The 18,615-nt window shown below is 43.9% G+C and carries 19 protein-coding genes and 1 tRNA gene; 10 read left to right on the top strand and 10 right to left on the bottom strand.

Annotated features, from left to right (window positions below; translation table 11 throughout):
* Nucleotides 1–4 precede the first annotated feature (4 nt).
* Together L4D12_RS18670 and gltX are read right to left on the bottom strand one after the other, a co-directional pair.
* Nucleotides 5–80: transfer RNA gene (locus L4D12_RS18670), tRNA-Ala, on the bottom strand.
* Nucleotides 81–277: 197 nt separating this feature from the next.
* Entirely contained in the window at nt 278–1,702 is a 1,425-nt protein-coding gene (gene gltX / locus L4D12_RS18665; protein ID WP_428449345.1) for a glutamate--tRNA ligase, read from the bottom strand.
* 250 nt (nt 1,703–1,952) lie between these two features.
* Between gltX and L4D12_RS18660 the strand changes: the two genes are divergently transcribed.
* Nucleotides 1,953–2,144, top strand: a complete 192-nt coding sequence (locus L4D12_RS18660; protein WP_428449344.1) for a hypothetical protein — start codon at nt 1,953–1,955, stop codon at nt 2,142–2,144.
* 133 nt (nt 2,145–2,277) lie between these two features.
* Here L4D12_RS18660 and L4D12_RS18655 read toward each other — a convergent pair whose 3' ends face one another.
* From L4D12_RS18655 to zipA, 4 genes are all read right to left on the bottom strand, one after another.
* Nucleotides 2,278–2,970, bottom strand: coding sequence for a YccT family protein (locus L4D12_RS18655; protein ID WP_428449343.1), 693 nt, complete (start codon nt 2,968–2,970; stop codon nt 2,278–2,280).
* A gap of 83 nt (nt 2,971–3,053) precedes the next feature.
* Entirely contained in the window at nt 3,054–4,079 is a 1,026-nt protein-coding gene (locus L4D12_RS18650; protein ID WP_428449342.1) for a porin, read from the bottom strand.
* 732 nt (nt 4,080–4,811) lie between these two features.
* Nucleotides 4,812–6,758 (bottom strand): BRCT domain-containing protein, encoded by a 1,947-nt coding sequence (locus L4D12_RS18645; RefSeq protein WP_428449341.1) that lies wholly within the window; start codon nt 6,756–6,758, stop codon nt 4,812–4,814.
* Between the two features lie 296 nt (nt 6,759–7,054).
* Nucleotides 7,055–8,242, bottom strand: a complete 1,188-nt coding sequence (gene zipA / locus L4D12_RS18640) for a cell division protein ZipA (RefSeq protein WP_428449340.1) — start codon at nt 8,240–8,242, stop codon at nt 7,055–7,057.
* Nucleotides 8,243–8,686: 444 nt separating this feature from the next.
* On the opposite strand from zipA, the gene cysZ reads away from it, so the two are divergent.
* From cysZ to crr, 5 genes are all read left to right on the top strand, one after another.
* The gene (gene cysZ, locus L4D12_RS18635; RefSeq protein WP_428449339.1) at nt 8,687–9,460 is read left to right on the top strand and encodes a sulfate transporter CysZ; all 774 of its coding nucleotides are present in this window, start codon (nt 8,687–8,689) and stop codon (nt 9,458–9,460) included.
* A 117-nt stretch (nt 9,461–9,577) separates the two neighbouring features.
* Nucleotides 9,578–10,546, top strand: coding sequence for a cysteine synthase A (cysK, locus tag L4D12_RS18630; RefSeq protein ID WP_428449338.1), 969 nt, complete (start codon nt 9,578–9,580; stop codon nt 10,544–10,546).
* 309 nt (nt 10,547–10,855) lie between these two features.
* Nucleotides 10,856–11,113, top strand: coding sequence for a phosphocarrier protein Hpr (gene ptsH, locus L4D12_RS18625; protein WP_428449337.1), 258 nt, complete (start codon nt 10,856–10,858; stop codon nt 11,111–11,113).
* 52 nt (nt 11,114–11,165) lie between these two features.
* Nucleotides 11,166–12,893 carry a phosphoenolpyruvate-protein phosphotransferase PtsI gene (ptsI, locus tag L4D12_RS18620; protein ID WP_428449336.1) on the top strand — a complete coding sequence of 576 codons (1,728 nt, stop codon included), beginning with the start codon at nt 11,166–11,168 and terminating at the stop codon, nt 12,891–12,893.
* A gap of 40 nt (nt 12,894–12,933) precedes the next feature.
* Nucleotides 12,934–13,443, top strand: a complete 510-nt coding sequence (gene crr, locus L4D12_RS18615) for a PTS glucose transporter subunit IIA (protein ID WP_428449335.1) — start codon at nt 12,934–12,936, stop codon at nt 13,441–13,443.
* Nucleotides 13,444–13,753: 310 nt separating this feature from the next.
* Here crr and L4D12_RS18610 read toward each other — a convergent pair whose 3' ends face one another.
* The gene (locus tag L4D12_RS18610) at nt 13,754–14,650 is read right to left on the bottom strand and encodes a Dyp-type peroxidase (RefSeq protein ID WP_428449334.1); all 897 of its coding nucleotides are present in this window, start codon (nt 14,648–14,650) and stop codon (nt 13,754–13,756) included.
* A 175-nt stretch (nt 14,651–14,825) separates the two neighbouring features.
* Here L4D12_RS18610 and L4D12_RS18605 point away from each other — a divergent pair, with 175 nt between their 5' ends.
* On the top strand, nt 14,826–15,887 hold the full coding sequence (locus tag L4D12_RS18605; RefSeq protein WP_428449333.1) for an ABC transporter substrate-binding protein: 1,062 nt from the start codon (nt 14,826–14,828) through the stop codon (nt 15,885–15,887).
* 4 nt (nt 15,888–15,891) lie between these two features.
* On the opposite strand, the gene L4D12_RS18600 is transcribed toward L4D12_RS18605, so the two are convergent.
* Nucleotides 15,892–16,302, bottom strand: coding sequence for a hypothetical protein (locus L4D12_RS18600; RefSeq protein WP_428449332.1), 411 nt, complete (start codon nt 16,300–16,302; stop codon nt 15,892–15,894).
* Between the two features lie 14 nt (nt 16,303–16,316).
* The gene (locus L4D12_RS18595) at nt 16,317–16,769 is read right to left on the bottom strand and encodes a DUF2919 domain-containing protein (RefSeq protein WP_428449331.1); all 453 of its coding nucleotides are present in this window, start codon (nt 16,767–16,769) and stop codon (nt 16,317–16,319) included.
* 500 nt (nt 16,770–17,269) lie between these two features.
* Between L4D12_RS18595 and L4D12_RS18590 the strand changes: the two genes are divergently transcribed.
* The 3 genes from L4D12_RS18590 to L4D12_RS18580 all read left to right on the top strand — a co-directional run bounded on the left by L4D12_RS18590 (nt 17,270) and on the right by L4D12_RS18580 (nt 18,375).
* Entirely contained in the window at nt 17,270–17,614 is a 345-nt protein-coding gene (locus L4D12_RS18590) for a DUF2956 domain-containing protein (protein ID WP_428449330.1), read from the top strand.
* A 25-nt stretch (nt 17,615–17,639) separates the two neighbouring features.
* Nucleotides 17,640–18,119 (top strand): DUF1499 domain-containing protein, encoded by a 480-nt coding sequence (locus L4D12_RS18585; protein ID WP_428449329.1) that lies wholly within the window; start codon nt 17,640–17,642, stop codon nt 18,117–18,119.
* A gap of 64 nt (nt 18,120–18,183) precedes the next feature.
* Complete coding sequence (locus tag L4D12_RS18580) at nt 18,184–18,375, top strand: hypothetical protein (RefSeq protein ID WP_428449328.1); 192 nt, start codon at nt 18,184–18,186, stop codon at nt 18,373–18,375.
* Between the two features lie 98 nt (nt 18,376–18,473).
* On the opposite strand, the gene L4D12_RS18575 is transcribed toward L4D12_RS18580, so the two are convergent.
* Nucleotides 18,474–18,608 carry a TIGR02808 family protein gene (locus tag L4D12_RS18575; RefSeq protein WP_428449327.1) on the bottom strand — a complete coding sequence of 45 codons (135 nt, stop codon included), beginning with the start codon at nt 18,606–18,608 and terminating at the stop codon, nt 18,474–18,476.
* Nucleotides 18,609–18,615: the final 7 nt, after the last annotated feature.

The raw sequence follows: 18,615 nt of genomic DNA, 5'->3' as shown, positions 1-18,615 counted from the left end.
AATTTGGTGGAGCTAAGCGGGATCGAACCGCTGACCTCTTCGCTGCCAGCGAAGCGCTCTCCCAGCTGAGCTATAGCCCCAAAATGTTGGGCTGATAATAAAAACATAGTGAAATCATGTCAATAAAACACAACCTGCAAGGTAGCTTCCAGCTGCAAATTTGTGAATCGCATCACAGATAGATCATCATGTTCTTCACTATCACTACCATGCCCATAAAAAAGCGGAAGTGCTATCGAGCACTTCCGCTTTTTCGTTACTCGGTCAAACTACCAACTTAGCTGTTTGCTTCACGCTCAGCAATGAAAGCAAGCGACATCTTGATTCGAGCAACAACACGTTCTTTACCCACCAATTGCATAACTGCATCAACCGATGGTGACTGACCCTGGCCAGTAACGGCTACACGCAAAGGCATACCCACTTTACCCATACCCAACTCAAGTTCAGTACAAGTATCTTGGATCACTTGGTGCAGATTTTCTGTGGTCCAAGCATCCAATACTTCGACTTTAGCCAGTGCCAATTCCAGTGCTTCTTTTGCCACTGGACGAAGGTGTTTCTTCGCGGCACCCGCTTCAAACTCACTGAAGTCTTGATAGAAATAACGAGACTGCTCAGCCAGTTCAATCAACGTATTGCAACGCTCACCAACCAGTTTGATCACGTCAGTCACTGCTGGACCATTGTCGGTATTGATCGCTTTTTGATCTAAGTGCCACTGTAGGTACTTAGCGACATACTCAGGTTCAGCGGTTTTAATGTAGTGATTATTCAACCACAATAGCTTGTCAGTGTTAAATGCAGAAGCTGACTTGCTTACTGATTCAAGTGTGAACAGATCAATCATCTCTTGCAGTGAGAAGATTTCTTGATCGCCATGAGACCAGCCAAGACGTACTAGGTAGTTAAGCAGCGCGTGAGGCAAGTAACCTTCGTCACGGTATTGCATAACGCCTACCGCACCGTGGCGTTTAGACAGTTTCGCACCGTCATCACCCAGGATCATCGCACAGTGTGCGAATTCAGGTACAGGTGCACCCAATGCTTCATAAATGTTGATTTGACGAGGGGTGTTATTGATGTGATCTTCACCGCGGACGACTTGAGTAATCCCCATATCCCAGTCATCGATAACAACACAGAAGTTGTAAGTTGGGCTACCATCAGTACGACGGATGATTAGATCATCCAATTCGCTGTTTGCAATTTCGATACGACCACGGATCTTATCGTCAAAAACAACCGTACCCTCTTTAGGGTTACGGAAACGAATGCAGAATGGGCTCTCTTCAGTCGCTGCTGCATTTGCCGCAACAATTTTAGGATGGTTAGCATCATAGCGAGGCTTTACACCCGCAGCCATTTGCTCTTCACGAATTTCGTCAAGTAGCTCTTTCGGACAGTAGCATTTGTACGCCTTGTCTTCAGCTAATAGCTGATCAACCACTTGGTTGTAACGATCAAAACGCTTGGTCTGGTAATAAGGTCCTTCGTCCCAATTAAGCTCCAACCATTCCATGCCTTCCATAATGGCATCGATCGCTTCTTGTGTAGAGCGCTCTAGGTCAGTGTCTTCAATACGAAGTACAAATTCGCCACCCATGTGTTTAGCAAACAACCAAGAATATAGCGCCGTACGCGCACCACCTACGTGCAAGAAGCCTGTTGGGCTTGGTGCAAAGCGAGTTTTAACCGTCATTGAACATTACCTAATTGATGAAAATGCGCATCGTGTCAGTACAGTGCGCTAAGTCTGATACCGTGCATTTTAGCATTGTAAGGTAATTCCACAATAAGAATACGCCACCGTCACAACGCCAATCATGTGCTATAAAATCAATTTTCAATAAATTTAATGCAAAAGTTTGCACAATGTCACAATCCGACCAAAACTAATAACGTGGGAACATTGATATCGCTAACAAACCTTAATAACAATGGAGAAACCTATGAAAAAGTTACTAGGCATTTGTACTGCAATCATACTTTTTGCCCCATTATCACTACACGCATCAAACTCTTCAGGTGGCGCTCAAAACAACCCAACTGGCCCTTTTGTTGATTGTAAATTACCGTCTGGCGACATTGAATACATGCCTGCCATGTTCTGTGAAATTAAGAAAGGGAAATATCAGTTTTAAGGCATGACCGCAGATAATAATGCGTAGGGATTTTACCTACGCATTAGTTTAGTAATGACATCACATTGAAATATGACAATATTGAAAGACTTAGTCGATGAGAAGGGAGCAGAGGTCCACGCCCTGTGAATTCTTACTGCTGCTTAGCCCACTTTAAGAATGCTTGACGTTGCTCTGCTGACAAACGAATGAAATCCGCTTGAAGAAGAATCATCGCATTACTGCCAGAAACAGGCTGCTTCTCCGCAGCGGTTGGTATCTTAACTGTAGCGTGAGATGCCCCAATTAGCTTGATGGCCTTCGGTTCTGGTTGACTCACAACTTCTGGTTTAGCTATCACATAACCTTGAGCAAGATTATACGCAGATAATTCTTTTTGGTAATTACGGCCAAAAACAGTTGATGAATCCCCTATTTTATTTTTTGGCAGTACATCGATTTTTACATCAACCAAATCGCCATTTTTTGAGGTCAGTTTCATCATTGGATTGGCATTGAAATTACTCATATCCACTGAATTAATAATACGTTGGCTTGGTTTTATAAGTACGGTCTGATCTTTAGCCGAAAAGGTTAACACTATAGGATCAGAGCGATATTTTTCTAACTGTCCTTGCCCTTCAATCAATTTAGACACACGGACAACCACTTGGTTTAATCCATTATCTAACGTGACATTTTCTGTTGATTCTAAAAGATTAAATGTTTTGTCTCCATTAACGAACATCGACTCAACGCCAGTGGCAAACTCGACATTTACCGCTGCATTTGCGCTTCCTACCACAGAAAACACACTCGCCAATAGTACTGCTTTTCCAAATTTCATTAATCTCTCCTATAAAAAACGAGCATTGAAAACAATGCCCGTCTTAATATTTTATCATCTAAACTTTCTATTCCAAGAAAGAATTAGAAGTAATATTCAACACCTAGGTGAATATTTGTGCCATCACCAGCTTCTGATGAACCGTTAAAATCAGCATAACGGACATCTGTATACAAAATTGCGCTTGGTAGTAGGTAACCAACACGACCAGTTACTGCTAAATCTTCAGTATCTGAAACGCTGCCACCTTGCTCAAGTTCAGCGGCATAAGCTAGACCAAGCTTGTACAGCCAAGTACCATCAGCCACATACTGTGCAGTTGCAGAGTATGCCCACTGGTCAGCATCAGCATCAGCAACATGGTCAGCTTCCATGTACTTAGCCGCAGCCGTTAGAGTGATATCACCTAGATACGCAGCACCACCTAAAATGAAGTATGAGTTGCTATTAATTGTTGCAGTATTAAGGTCGCGAGTATAGTAACCACCGTGAACCGTAAACGCATCAGCGGTGTAAGATGCTGCTACACTGACTGCCATATCATCAGTGGTCTTTTCCATTCCGCTCAATGTTCCTTGGAAGTTAAAACCACCAAAATTCGCTGAATCAAAACGGATTACGTGGTCAGCACGGTCTTGGAAAGAACCACCAACATCAGGAGCCCAGCTACGGTCAAATACACCACCAATACCAGGGTTTGAGTGTGGCCAGTCAACATAGTTATAAGCAGCAGTAAGCTGACGGCCATACTTGATAGAACCTACACCTTCAAAATCTAGCCCTACATATGTATCACGGAAACCAAATACACCTTGACCATTAGGCTTATCTGTTGGTGTTGCATTTGCGTTACCAGATTCAATCTGCCAGATGAAGTTTGGAGCTAAATTATCAAAATCAACCGTACCACGGAAACCAATGCGAGATTCGATATCTGCGGTTACGTTAGTGTCTTCACCCTCTGGATTAGCGATGATTAGACCACCCGCTGCCTGTCCATAAAGCTGAACGTTGCCGTCAAGAAGGTCAATAGCCGCATTTGCAGAACCAGATGCAGCTGCAAGAGCAATTGCTGCGCCAAGTAGAGTACGTGTAAACATTTTATCCATGGAAAAAACTCCTCAAAAATACTAGCTGTGTTTACTTGTGTCCTAAAGGTTGGCCGCCGAGGACAACAAGTAACTCTCCCGATATGTCAGTCGGCTCAAATACCGACCAATTCATATTTTTTTACTTTTTTGTTGAACCTCTTGGTTCAACGTTTGTCTTGCTTGCCTACTAGACTACGTCCACAGCAAAAAACATCAAACAGAACTTAATTTCTTGTTTAAAAAATATGACTCAGTGCAAACTTTCCTGAGATTAGTGATCATGATCAACCTTGATTAGACAAGTGACAGAAAAATCAAAATAACCTTTTATTTCAATGAAATAGATACCAAAGAGGTATAAATAAGAGATCTGCGTCGAATTTAATTTTTCACGTTGTAATTGATTACAGCGCAGACTAACGCCTCATCTAATGCAATATTTATCGTTAGAATTCGCAGCAAAAAAAAACCAGTCGTATTATGGCTGCTTGTAAAAAAAGCCCCCAAGCAGAGGCTTAGGGGCTTTTAATACGTCAAAAAACTAAAAAAATATTTTTGACGTAATTAACGAGACATTATGTCGATGGCATCGGTATATCCCAGATCTCAATACTGGTTCCCTGTACTTTTGCCAGTTTTACCCGGAGGCTTCCATCCTGTTTCACAGATTTTTGACGTAAAGTCACTGTATCTGCAAATCCATACCGTAATAAACACCAATAGATGCCCGCTAAAATGGGACCTATCTTCTTAGTTGAGCAAATCTAAATACTCTTGCTCTGAGAGTACGTTGACCCCCTTCTCTTTGGCGCTGTTAATTTTGGTCTCTCCAACTTTAGCCCCAGCAACAAGATAGGTGGTTTTACCGGTTACTGATTTAGCAACTTTAGCCCCCAAACCCTTCGCCTGTTTTTCCATATCACTTCGGGAACCTTGAACCATCGTACCGGTGAAAACAATAACAGCGCCCGCAATCGGTGACGAAGCATTATCGTTATCGGATGCTTTTGCGGTAATGCTCAAGTTAAAACCAAGGTCATAGACGTTAAAGAATTCATCTTTAATATTGGCTAATCCTTCGACAATCGCTTCTGCACTCAATGTTGCGAAACCATCAAGCTTAGCGATATCTTCCGCCGAAAGATCAAAAAGCTGGGCTAACGAGTAGTGCTGTAGGAGCTTTTCGCAATTCCCGCCACCTAACCGGCTGACACCAAATGCAGATAAAAAGCGCCAATCTTCAACCGCAACGTCACGACTCACTTGAAGTTGATCAAATAGATTTTTAGCCGTTTTATCGCCAAAGCCATAACTTGCAAACTGATGGGCTTTAAGGGCATAGATGTCATGTATATGCTTAACGCCAAAGTTACTTAACTTCTCAACAACCTTAGGGCCAAATCCATCGTTATTGCCTAACGTTTTAAAGAAGTGAATCAAGGTATTCTCGGTTTGTGCTGGGCAATCACTCTTATTAGGGCAAATCAAATGATCCGATTCCCAGATTAAATGTGAGTGACAACTTGGGCAGTTCGTTGGAATTTGAGGTTCTACCGGCTTAATAACCTTTTCAATCTTTGGTATCACCAAGCCACTTCGAACAATTTGAACGATTGCACCAGGACCGACACCATTTGCTTTCACCATGCTGTAATGGTGAACCGTCACTCGACTTATCGTTGCCCCGCTGATCTTAGTCGGCACTAATTCAGCAACAGGTGAAACACGTCCTGTTCTTGAGGTTTGTGGCGTAACATTCAAAACTTCTACATCAGCGGCTTCTTCATTAACCTTGAAGGCAATCTGCCAACGATGAAACTTCCGCGTTGCCCCCATGTATTCTTTAATGCGAAGATCGGTTGCTTCTAAAACAACGCCATCCACATCGTAACCTACGGCATTCCAAATTTTATCTATGATGCTGTCAAAACCCGCCATGAGCTCTTCATAATGACCTGTCCAGTTTTTAATCAAGCTAAATGGATAGAACACACAAGCACCATCATTGATCGCCTGCTGAACGCGGCTATCAACGTTCTTCTCAGCAATTATCGCAGCTTGAATGTTCCGTGAATTCTCAAAGTACGGGCTTAACTTCTCTTCAAAATAGGCTTTATCGATAACGATCTCGCCAGCCCCTAGTCCTCGTTCGCCATTATTGGCGACGTTAAGCCCACGCTCGAATGCTCTCGAAATATCCTGACCTTTTACACCGTCTCCTCGGGTGTATAGCTTTTCTCCATCATCAAAAGCGGCGTAACCATCTAGCTTGGGGGTCACTCGAATATTGATATCCTTGATATCGATATCCAATTCATTTGCTGCTTTAAGAATGCGATCAAGCCATTTCTGTATTTCATCCTTGGAATAAGCTTTATCTGTGGATAACATTTTTTGAGGCAACGAAACGGTTTTACCCAGACTCAACACCTCTGATTCGACAGAAGTGACAAACGGATGATCAGGATTATTTTCAGCAAATTTTTTACTGAATTCATCATATTGAGCATCGTTGATCACAGGGAAGCCCGCGCGATAACATGCGTTAGAGACAATCAAAAATGATAGCTGATCATTGTTGCTCAGCTCATCGAAAGCATTATTTCTGAACGTGGCTTCTATACGGTTTAAATCAAGATCCACGCCCAATTCACTGATGATGGAAAGCTGATCATTATTAAACTTAAATTCTGTCATTATTTATTACCAATTCGGTTTTTCGTTCAGCCCTAAAAGCTATCCACTGAATAAAGAGTGAGTTACTAGGCAGGCATGGTTCAACTTAGCAAGTAGGGCTTATAATCTGCTGGAAACCGTACTGGCTAAAGTGACCCTCTCTACACTCATCAACCCACCGCTAAGTCATTTAACGTAACGCCATAAGAAATAATCAGTTACCATCTAGTTATATAAAAACAAGGCCCCTTATACCTATTTGTATAAAGGGCCAATCATATATCAAGGGCCAATATTCACCGGTTACTCCGGCAGACCTAGGCGGTAGTATAGCGTAGTGCTTTCTCTCGGTATTCACCGATTCGACGCGGAGTGATCAATGATCGTTCATGATCGAGCACATCAGCACCCAAACTATCAGCAATCCGTTGTACCGTCTGTAACATCAACTTAAAGGCCTGATCAGCACTACCGCTCTCACAAGGCAACATCAGATAGAATGCCACGCCCGGCGTTTCAAAACTGTCACTGCCCCCTTCCGGAAAATGTGCAGGGTGAACCATGTTCGTCACCGTAAAGACCACTGGCCCGGTTCCAGCCATATCAGTATGACGGTGGTAAACCGCGTTTTCACCAAAGATCAGGTTCTGTTGCTCGAAAGCATTAAACAACCGACTGCCACGTAAAAGCTCGCCTTTTCGTCCATGCACATTCAGTACAATATAGTCTGGCGGTAAGGTTGCTTTCACGGGTTGTTGCATTGGCTCACTCATCGCAGCCGTTACATCGGTCTTTGCAGCGATGTCATCTGAAGAAATGGTTTCTGTCACCATTTGTTCAGCCACTGTCTCTGATGTAGTCACTTCAGGAGCCGCCATCTCTTGCTTAAGCAACTGATGAGAAATCGCAGATTCTACTCTGGCTGCAGGTTGTGCTTGTTCATAAGGCTGGGCAACATGCATCGTATCAGAAGCTAAATGCTGATCACGCTCGATATCTTCAATCGTTAACGTCGATTCCAGTTCAGCACTAACAGAAGATTCTAGCGTCGGAGCTGCTGGTTGAGCGGGCACAGCAGCACTATTGGCGTTAGCCGTTGCCGCTGACACATCAGGTGCTGGGAACGACTGTCGCACAGCAACCGGCGATGCAACCTCTTGAGCTGTCATTACTGGTTGTTCATCACGCACAGGCTCGGTAATCTGCTGCGGTTCTAACAGCGGATCGGCCTCTAATTTGCTACCGAAGTGCAGCGCTGGCTCTTTTCTTTCAGGACGGACAGCATCATTGGGTGGTGTGCTCACCGGCTCACTCACCACGCGGACACTGCCAACACCATCCCGATCAAATCCAGCCGAATCACGACTAGATTCATCCAATTTACCAATTGGCTTTTCGCCAAATTTAGCGGGGTTTTCCTTCCGGTTGCTCCATAGACCATGCAGCAAAAGTGCTGCAATCGCGAGTGTACCGACAATAATAAGAACCAGACGCAATTCCTGCATACGAATACTCTGAATTTACTTGTTACCCATCACGGGTGAATCAACATATCTGGCACCGCCTGTCTGGGCATTCCTTCAGGCACTACCACTATCACTACACATCCTTATGCCTCTTTTTCTACCATAGATGGGTATGGCTTGTGTCAAAGAGAAGGAGCAATGCTTGTACTTTTTATTTCATGTCAGGCCATCATACCATTCATGAAGTTTCAACTCTCTCTAATGTATCAAAACTCAAATGATAATGAGAAGGCGAATATGGTAATTCGTGCAAGATAATGCTATCGAGCACAAAAACGGCTATTCCATAATCAATTCATTCCCTATCAAGAATGCCGGCTTACTCTCTCAATTTGCTTCTAGCAACCTAACACCGTTACTATCAGTGATAGTCATGGTATTGCCAAATGTAAATAGATTTCAGATTTTTGCTCAGGAGCTTTTATGCAACATTCAAGTCAACGCACTCCATCGCGACAGACCCCGCTTAGTGGCGCCGGATACTTTTTCCGTGGCATATCACTAGCGATGCAACCCGGTACCCGCCGGTTTGTGCTATTCCCCTTGTTAATTAATATTGTGTTATTTGGCTCTGCATTCGGTTTTGTGCTGAGTCAACTTGGGGAGTGGATTGATGGCTGGATGGCAAGTTTACCACAGTGGATGGAGTGGCTGTCTTACCTACTGTGGCCATTACTGGCAATTGCGACACTTGTGACGTTTTCCTACTTATTCAGTACTATCGCCAATTGGATTGCCGCGCCGTTCAATGGATTGCTAGCTGAGCATCTCGAGGCAAAAATCACCGGGAAAAAAGCCCCAGACGCTGGTATTGCTGCTATTATGAAAGACCTCCCTCGGATCATGCACCGCGAGTGGATAAAGCTAAAATATTACCTGCCTAAAGCACTTGGTCTGTTTATCTTGCTATGGATCCCGGCAATTGGTCAAACCATCGGTCCTGTTCTCTGGTTTTTGTTCAGCGCTTGGATGATGAGCATACAATATGCTGATTATCCTTTTGACAACCATAAAGTCCCATTCCCAACCATGCGTGATGCGTTAAAGGTCAAGCGTGGCAAGTCACTCAGTTTTGGCAGCCTCGTGATGCTATGCACCATGACCCCTATTGTTAACTTGTTCGTGATGCCCGTTGCTGTCTGTGGCGCCACTGCAATGTGGGTCGATAATTTCCGTGAACAGTATAAACAGTATTAAATGATGCCCCTCTTCTATAACAATAAGATATAACCACAAATTCCTTTTCAATGCATACATAGGGGTTATGCTTAGTGTGTCATTTATTTTTAAACGTGTTACGAAGGAACGACAACCATGAGCAAGATTTACGAAGATAACTCCCTGACTATTGGTAACACTCCGCTGGTTCGCCTAAACCGGGTAAGCAAAGGTAACGTGTTAGCAAAAATTGAAGCTCGTAACCCAAGTTTCAGCGTTAAATGCCGTATTGGCGCAAACATGATTTGGGATGCAGAGAAAAAAGGCATTCTAAAAGAAGGTATAGAACTGGTTGAGCCAACCAGTGGCAATACCGGTATTGCCCTTGCCTTTGTTGCTGCCGCTCGTGGTTATAAGCTCACTCTCACCATGCCTGAAAGCATGAGCCTTGAGCGCCGTAAACTGCTAAAAGCTCTCGGTGCTAATCTAGTATTGACAGAAGCACCTAAAGGCATGAAAGGGGCGATTGAAAAAGCAGAGGAAATTGTTGCCGCCGCCCCAGATAAGTTCTTACTGCTGCAGCAGTTCAATAATCCTGCGAACCCTGAAATCCATGAAAAAACCACTGGACCTGAGATCTGGGATGCCACTGACGGTGAGATTGATGTCTTCGTTTCTGGTGTCGGTACTGGCGGTACGCTAACAGGAGTTAGTCGCTTTATAAAGCAGACCAAAGGCAAAGCCATTACCACTGTCGCCGTCGAGCCAAGTGAGTCGCCAGTGATCACCCAAGCACTCAACGGGGAAGAGATAAAGCCGGCACCTCATAAAATTCAAGGTATTGGCGCTGGTTTCATCCCTGGTAACTTGGATCTTGACCTGATTGACGAAGTACAGCAAGTCAGCTCAGACGATGCGATTAAAATGTCACGCCGCTTAATGGAAGAAGAAGGGATCTTAGCGGGAATTTCATCCGGTGCCGCCGTGATTGCCGCCAACCGTATCGCAGAGCGACCTGAATATGCAGGCAAGAATATTGTGGTCGTGTTACCTAGCTCTGGTGAGCGTTATCTATCAACGGCACTGTTTGCTGGTATCTTCACTGAAAAAGAAACCCAACAGTGATCACACTTTTAAAGATTGAGCACACGATTATTACCTAAAAACGCCCCCTCTGGGGGCTTTTTGTTGCATTTTAGCTCTAGCTTTAATATAAATCCGTTGTGTTTTATTTCCAGCTTCAAAATAAAAGGTCACAACATGACCACTTTGAAGAAGAAAAGAGAGAAAAGTCACAAAAAAATTGACTTAGATTAATCTCAAGCACCGAACTGTTAGGTAGTTTATTACTCGATTAGCGAGCTAAGCCGGAACAAGGTAAGCTTACTCTCAGTTACGTTACAATTAAATTAATAATATATATCGGGGTGAAAAATGTATCAGAAGCAAGTTGAAATCACTGCAGAAAACGGCCTACATACACGTCCAGCCGCTCAGTTCGTTAAAGAAGCAAAAGCTTTCGAAGCTGATATCACAGTGACCTCAAACGGCAAAAGTGCTAGCGCTAAGAGCCTATTTAAGCTTCAGACGCTAGGTCTTGTAAAAGGCACAGTAGTTACTATCTCTGCTGAAGGTGCACAAGCACAGCAAGCTGTTGACCACCTAGTTGCCCTGATGGACGAACTACACTAAGTTGTAATCGATCTATTACTCCCCTAGTTTTAAGTCAATTTAAGGTAAGGCTATGATTTCAGGTATCCTGGCATCTCCAGGTATTGCTTTTGGTAAAGCACTACTTCTACAGGAAGAAGAGATTGTTCTAAACAAAACTCCGATTGCTGCAGACCAAATCGATAACGAAATTCAGTGTTTCTTCAACGCTCGAAAAAAATCTTCTGAGCAACTGGAAGTAATCAAAGAAAAAGCACGCGTCACCTTCGGTGAAGAGAAGGAAGCCATCTTTGAAGGCCACATCATGTTGCTTGAAGATGAAGAGCTTGAAGAGGAAATCATAGCCTTCATTAAAGAGAACAAAGCGACCGCCGCACTGGCTATTCACTCGATCATTGAAGAGCAAGCAATGACGCTTGAATCTCTTGATGATGAATACCTAAAAGAGCGAGCAACGGATATCCGTGATATCGGTAGCCGTTTCGTGAAAAACGCCCTTGGTATCAGCATTGTTAACCTTAGCGCAATTAACGAAGAAGTTATTCTGGTTGCTAACGATCTGACACCATCAGAAACAGCCCAAATCAACCTAGACTATGTTCTTGGTTTTATTACTGATATTGGTGGCCGCACATCGCACACCTCTATCATGGCTCGTTCTCTAGAGCTACCGGCTATCGTCGGTACTAACAACATCACCTCTCAGGTAAAGAACGGCGATATGCTTGTTCTTGACGCAATCAACAACGTGATTGTGATCAACCCGACCGAAGATGAGTTGGCTAAATTCAAAGCGATCCGTAATGAATATTTTGCTGAAAAAGAAGAACTGGCTAAGCTAAAGGATCTTCCTGCAATTACTCTTGACGGCAAGCAGGTTGAAGTTTGCGGTAACATCGGCACAGTTAAAGACTGTGACGGTATCAACCGTAACGGTGGCGAAGGTGTTGGCCTTTACCGTACTGAATTCCTGTTCATGGATCGAGATGCACTTCCTACAGAAGAAGAGCAATACACCGCGTATAAAGAAGTGGCTGAAGCCATGCATGGTGAGTCAGTGATCATCCGTACTATGGATATCGGTGGCGACAAAGATCTACCATACATGGATCTTCCAAAAGAGATGAACCCATTCCTTGGCTGGCGTGCAGTACGTATCAGCTTGGATCGCCGTGAAATCCTGCGTGATCAACTGCGTGGCATCTTGCGTGCCTCTGCACACGGTAAAATCCGTATCATGTTCCCGATGATTATTTCTGTTGAAGAAATCCGCGCATTAAAAGCGGCAATCGAGGAATATAAAATTGAGCTTCGCGCTGAAGGTCTGGCATTTGACGAAAACATCGAGATCGGTGTTATGGTTGAAACACCAGCCGCAGCAGCGATTGCGCACCACCTAGCGAAAGAAGTTGAATTCTTTAGTATTGGTACAAACGACTTAACCCAGTATACTCTTGCCGTTGACCGTGGTAATGAGCTAATTTCTCACCTGTATAACCCTCTATCACCTGCAGTTCTGACTGTGATCAAGCAAGTTATTGATGCTTCTCACAAAGAAGGTAAGTGGACAGGGATGTGTGGTGAGTTAGCAGGTGATGAACGTGCCACCCTACTCCTGCTTGGTATGGGGCTGGACGAGTTCAGCATGAGCGGAATTTCTATTCCACGCATTAAGAAAATTATCCGCAACGCTAATTTTGCTGATGTTAAAGCTATGGCTGAGCAAGCGCTTGCTATGCCTACGGCTGCTGAAATCGAAGCACACGTAGAAAAATTCATCGCAGAAAAGACCATCTGCTAATATAGCAGCAGATAAAATAACAACGCTTAGGAGCAACGATATGGGTCTGTTTGACAAATTGAAGAAGCTGGTTTCTGATGACAGCAGTGAAAAAGGTGCAATTGAAATTATCGCACCGCTTTCTGGTGAAATCGTAAACATCGAAGATGTGCCAGATGTGGTTTTCGCTGAAAAAATCGTTGGTGATGGTATTGCTATCAAACCTGCTGGCAACAAAATGGTTGCACCAGTAAACGGTACTATTGGCAAGATCTTTGAAACGAACCACGCTTTCTCTATCGAGTCTGACGACGGCATCGAGCTATTCGTTCACTTCGGTATTGACACTGTTGAACTGAAAGGTGAAGGCTTCACTCGCATCGCGGAAGAAGGCCAAACAGTGAAAGTAGGCGATACTATCATCGAATTCGATCTTGCTCTTCTAGAAGAGAAAGCGAAGTCAACTCTTACTCCAGTTGTTATCTCTAACATGGATGAAATTAAAGAGCTGAACAAGCTATCTGGTACGATTACTGTCGGTGAAACGCCAGTTCTACGCATCAAGAAGTAAGATTTATCTAAGCTTCGATAAAAACGCTACCCTATGGTAGCGTTTTTTTATGGGTGGGATATAGGGGTGAGGAGCGAGTAGAAGCGGAAGAGCACTTAAGAGCAGGGTCAGTTTCGAGTTTAAAGGGACTAGGGACGAGAAAAAGCAAGAGATAGGTTCTGCGGTTCTCTTCAAGTTGCAAATACAAAGCAAACCTTTTTTCTCAGCCCCACCCTGCACAACCCTTAGGGCCATAGGACCGCTTTTCCCATAGACCCGTTCTTTGCTCTTCCTCGTCCCTTAAGACTCGCCCCTAATCCCTACAAATCCCTTACAGACACTCAAGCATGTCCATCGATGGCGCAAAGAAATAGGCTCCAGTCACTGCCGAGGTGAAACGTAATAACTGATCGGTTTTACCATCCGTTTCACCATACATACTCTCAAGCATGGCCTTAAAATTATGCTGAGTATGGCAGTAAGCGATAAATAGTAGGCCATGATCACCACTCACGGTGCCATAAGGCAAGCTATGGCGAACAATTTTCAGCCCTTTGCCCTCTTCTTTAATATCCACACGACCGACATGTGAGGCAGCAGGTACATTATCCAACTCAACAGAATCAGGTTTGCTGCGACCAATCACCTTCTCTTGTGCTTGGACGTTCAAGCGATTCCAAGCCGGGATGTTATGGGTAAAACGCTGCACCATCACAAAGCTGCCCGCGGCAAAATCCCCTTCTTTGATCAAGGCAACATCTTGGCGAGCTTCCAGTGTTTTCGGATTTTCCGTACCATCAATGAAGTCTGTCATGTCTCGAGAGTCAAGATACTTAAACCCGTAGGTTTCATCCATAATCTCAACCCATTCGGCAATCGGCTCGATAAACTGGCGTAACAGTAAAAAGTTAAGATCAAGTCGATTTGAATTCACATGTAATAGAATATCTCCACCCGTAGCAGGTGCTGTAATCGTCCCCTGTCCGAGAGGCTCAAACTCATCAAAACCGGCAGGGCAACCCTTATCAAGAGACAACCAAAACTCTTTACCAAATGCGATACTGGCTCGTAAATCAGAATTCGGCTGCTGATCATTCAACGCAGCGACCAAGTTATGAATTTGCTGGCACTGCTTAATCACTTGTGGGGATGCCCCCTTTAGCTTCATTACGACATACAATGCAAATGGACCAGCCTCAGGTAAAATCAAAGGTTGTACTGTTGCCATATTATTCTCCTAAATAGCGTCTATTAAGATATTCATCTTATCACCACGGATTATAACGTGATTTAGCAAACTAAAGTTGATCGTTGTCAGAGCTCTCAAATAACCTGACTTTCCCTTTACATCCCCAATCAAGTCGTTAACAATCACATGCTGTATATGCCAATTGTTGCGCACTGTGATTATTCGATTAATTTTGCTCATTCCCCTGATTTTAGTCCCTCGTTTTGCCTTCGCGCTGGACGAAGTGACGCTTCAACTTCGCTGGCTGCATCAGGCGCAATTTGCGGGTTATTATGTGGCAGAAGCAAAGGGGTTTTATCATGATGAGGGCATTGATATCACAATCCTTGCCGGCAATGGCAACACTTCCCCTTTACATCAGCTACTCAATGGCCAAGATATTCAGACAATCCATGACCTAAAAGATAAACGTATTATGATGTTCTCTGGCACGGCGGATCTCGTCGATATTGGGCATATGACCCCCCAACGCTGGCAACATATTGCCAATCAACTCACCCAGCTAAATATTATTCCACCCACTCAAATTGATGAGCCATTTTTATTTAGTCAACGCAAAGACAATCTCTGCTCTCCACTGAACACTTGGCAGCAAGGCGGCATCGCCCTATTACTTATCGTATCGTTACTTGCTGGCTATTTATACCATACGAATCGACGGCTCAAGCACCAAGTTGAACAACACAAACTTGCCGAGCAACAAGCCATGCATATGGCCAGAATAGACACCCTAACTGGCATTGCTAATCGCTACGCCCTGTTAAAAGAGATCCACCTCACCGTCATACAGATGCGCCCAAACCAATCACTTCCAGCCTTGCTGTTTATTGATCTTGATAATTTCAAAGCGGTTAATGATACTTATGGCCATCAAGCCGGGGATAAGGTACTGCAGCAATTTTGTAACCGTGTTAATTCAGTCCTCACTCAAACGGACAGCTTCTTCGCCCGCTTAGCTGGCGATGAATTTGTCGTCTTGCTCAAAACCACCAGTGAATCAACTGCCGAAGCATTAGCGGCGATGATCATCCAACAAGCCACCAAACCTTTCATCATCGGTGAGCTCACCATTTGTATCGGGGCGAGTGTGGGAACAACTTTTTATCGCAATGGTGATACGCCTGACTACTTCCTATCACGGGCTGACAGTAAAATGTACCACAACAAAAAACGCTCCCGTCAGGAGCGCTTTATCAATCAAAATCAAACGATATAAAGGATTACACTGATGTAACTTCAACTTGAAGCTTCATTTGTGTATCACCACTATCATCAACACTTTCAAACAATAATGGGGCATTTAGGCCGGCAGACAACGTTGGTGAAATCAAGGTTCGCCAACCGCCATCATCCTGACGCTCTTGCACCTTAAATGCGATCTTAACCTCATCAGCTGAGACCTCAAGCAATTCAGCACTGCCCACCAGCTGGTGCATACTTGAGTTGAGATCATCGCAGGTACCAAAAAATACAGTCTCTTCACCAGGCAGCAAAGATAACGATGTATTCACAGATTGGGTCTGGCCCGTTGCACCTTTGAGTTCAAAATTTACATCAAGCAACCAGTCAGCCATAGCCAACGGACTTAATAACGCACTAAACAGGACGAAACCTTTACCCCATTCATTCATTTGTCTTTACCTCTCTAAGGCTTATCTGCAAATGTATTTCTCACTCGCGAACTCCGGTAGAGGTAGCATCCCAACCATATCGTCAGCAGTAAGCTAACGGCGCGAGTCCAACTGAACGCCCCATGGGTCAATATCAACTGGTACATTTGCAAAACACAATCTATCGTATAGGTCAGCAGCAAAATAAATTTCCCATGCCGCCATACTGAATTGGTTAATTTATTATTTTTATGTCTATGACCGGCCAACCACATCAATATGACGGCAGGTAGGCCAATGACCATTGCCAGATATAAACTCTCTCGCAACGGATATAATATTTCGAGAACCTCGGCACCATGCTGGCGACTCGCACCTGCCATGATAAACACAATCCAAGCCTTGGCGCTGAATAACATACAGAGCCATAACATGGCAGAGGGTTTCAACAAGCCATGCTTGTCATAAGCTTCTATCGGATATAGCACATTCTTTCCTCAATCCTCATCACTTACAGTGCAATGGTGGTTCAAGGGCAATTTTTCAATAGCGAAGGCTTTCAATCGCTCAATTTACGCGTTTATCGCTAGAATGATATTCGATAGCTGATAACCATAGTGCTTGAGTAATACGATAATCTATTGAGCTGCCACCACCACCCACTGTGGTAAATTCTGTGGTTCAACGCACTCTTTAGGTATTCGGAATCCAGCCAAGATCACGTTTTTTAGAATTTAAAACAATGTTTTTCTAATTTTATTACATAAATCACATCAAAATCCCTCGTGCGCATAATGGGACCATTTAATGAGCCGCCAAGTCATTTCAATAACTTACACCAACTATCGATTATTAATGTAACACTCACTAACTGTACATATATTGAAATATTCCTACTTTGTGTAAGGCGACTTTCACCCGACTAGTATCAATTACCGCTCTCAACGGTATAATCTTAAAGACATATATCACAACGAATGCAGGCTCTATGACAAACAAAAAGCAATCAGGGGTACCATCACCAGAAACCCAAACAGAGGCGATGAAAATTGCCCGCGCCTCCCAAAAGCAAGGCCAAACCAAAGAACAAACTAAACTGATCGCGCAAGGGATCCAACACGGTATTGATCTGTATAAAAAACAACAGAAAGCCAAATCACGGGAACGTGATAAGCTACGGAAAAAACAGACCAAGCAACAATCCGACCAACGCTGTGAGCCCATCGCTGATTCGTCAACCGCAGCCCCTGTATCACAATCTCGCCAAGCTTGGCTTCCTTGGTTGCTACTCGCAGTGTCATGGATCGGTTTTATTACTTATTCACAATTTTAAGCGTCAGCATAAAGAGGCGATGTTAATGACTCATACCCACTACCAGCATTATATTGCGATTATCATCACTGGCTTATTAGTGGGTTGCAGTGATCCTGATCGTCAGGCTGACAGCAAAGGCGCCGATCATTACCTGATAAATCAGCCATGTAAGACTAAACCTAATTGTGTTTCCACCTTAGATAATAGAGCTGAGCATTTGCTTACGCCTTTCCAGCTATCAGAGCAAGGCATTGCTAACTGGCCATTAATACAAAATGTTGCATTACAATTGCCGGGTGCCAAACTGGCAAGTACCCAACCCGACTACTTTCGGATCGAATGCACCAGCTCATTCTTTCGCTTCGTGGATGATTTCGAGGTAAAGCGTGAAGGCGATAGCCTGACGGTGCGTTCTGAGTCCCGTGTGGGCTACTCGGATTTTGGGGTCAACCGCCAACGCGCGGAAGCTTTCCGTCAACAGCTCAGTGATGCAGGCTACCTTAAAACAAATCTCAACAACTAACGCTTGATAACAATTATCATTTGCATTTATACTTTTGGTATTATCTGCTTTTAAGGGTTATCTCATGAATACGATGGGCTTTTTGCTATTTAGTGTATTAGGTGTCAGTTGTATCGCCCTACTTCAAGTTATTGATACATTTACCAGCAGTTCATCTTTTTCCCAATATATGCTGGAATGGGCCGCTCTCGATATCGTCTGGTCAGGTTTGCTCATATTCAGCCTCTATCAACACCATTCCCAGCGACAAATATGAAATACCCATCTGTACTTACTGGGCTACCAACCCACGATAAGAAAGCCATGTCACGTGACATGGCTTGATAGTGTTCAGTGGTACAATGCAAAATACGATTAGATATTCTTATCTTTACCCATCGACAGTAGCCAAACAGACACCGCAGCAACAACAGCGAAACCGCTTAAGATAATCACAGGCATGGCTGCATAGCCAAGCACATGCCAAAAAATCGATTCAAATGTGCTCATTCATTAC

This window comes from Photobacterium nomapromontoriensis (genome assembly GCF_050336815.1).
GTDB lineage: Bacteria > Pseudomonadota > Gammaproteobacteria > Enterobacterales > Vibrionaceae > Photobacterium > Photobacterium nomapromontoriensis.
The sequence above is the reverse complement of the archived record's forward strand: the minus strand, read 5'-3'. Positions and strand labels throughout refer to the sequence as shown.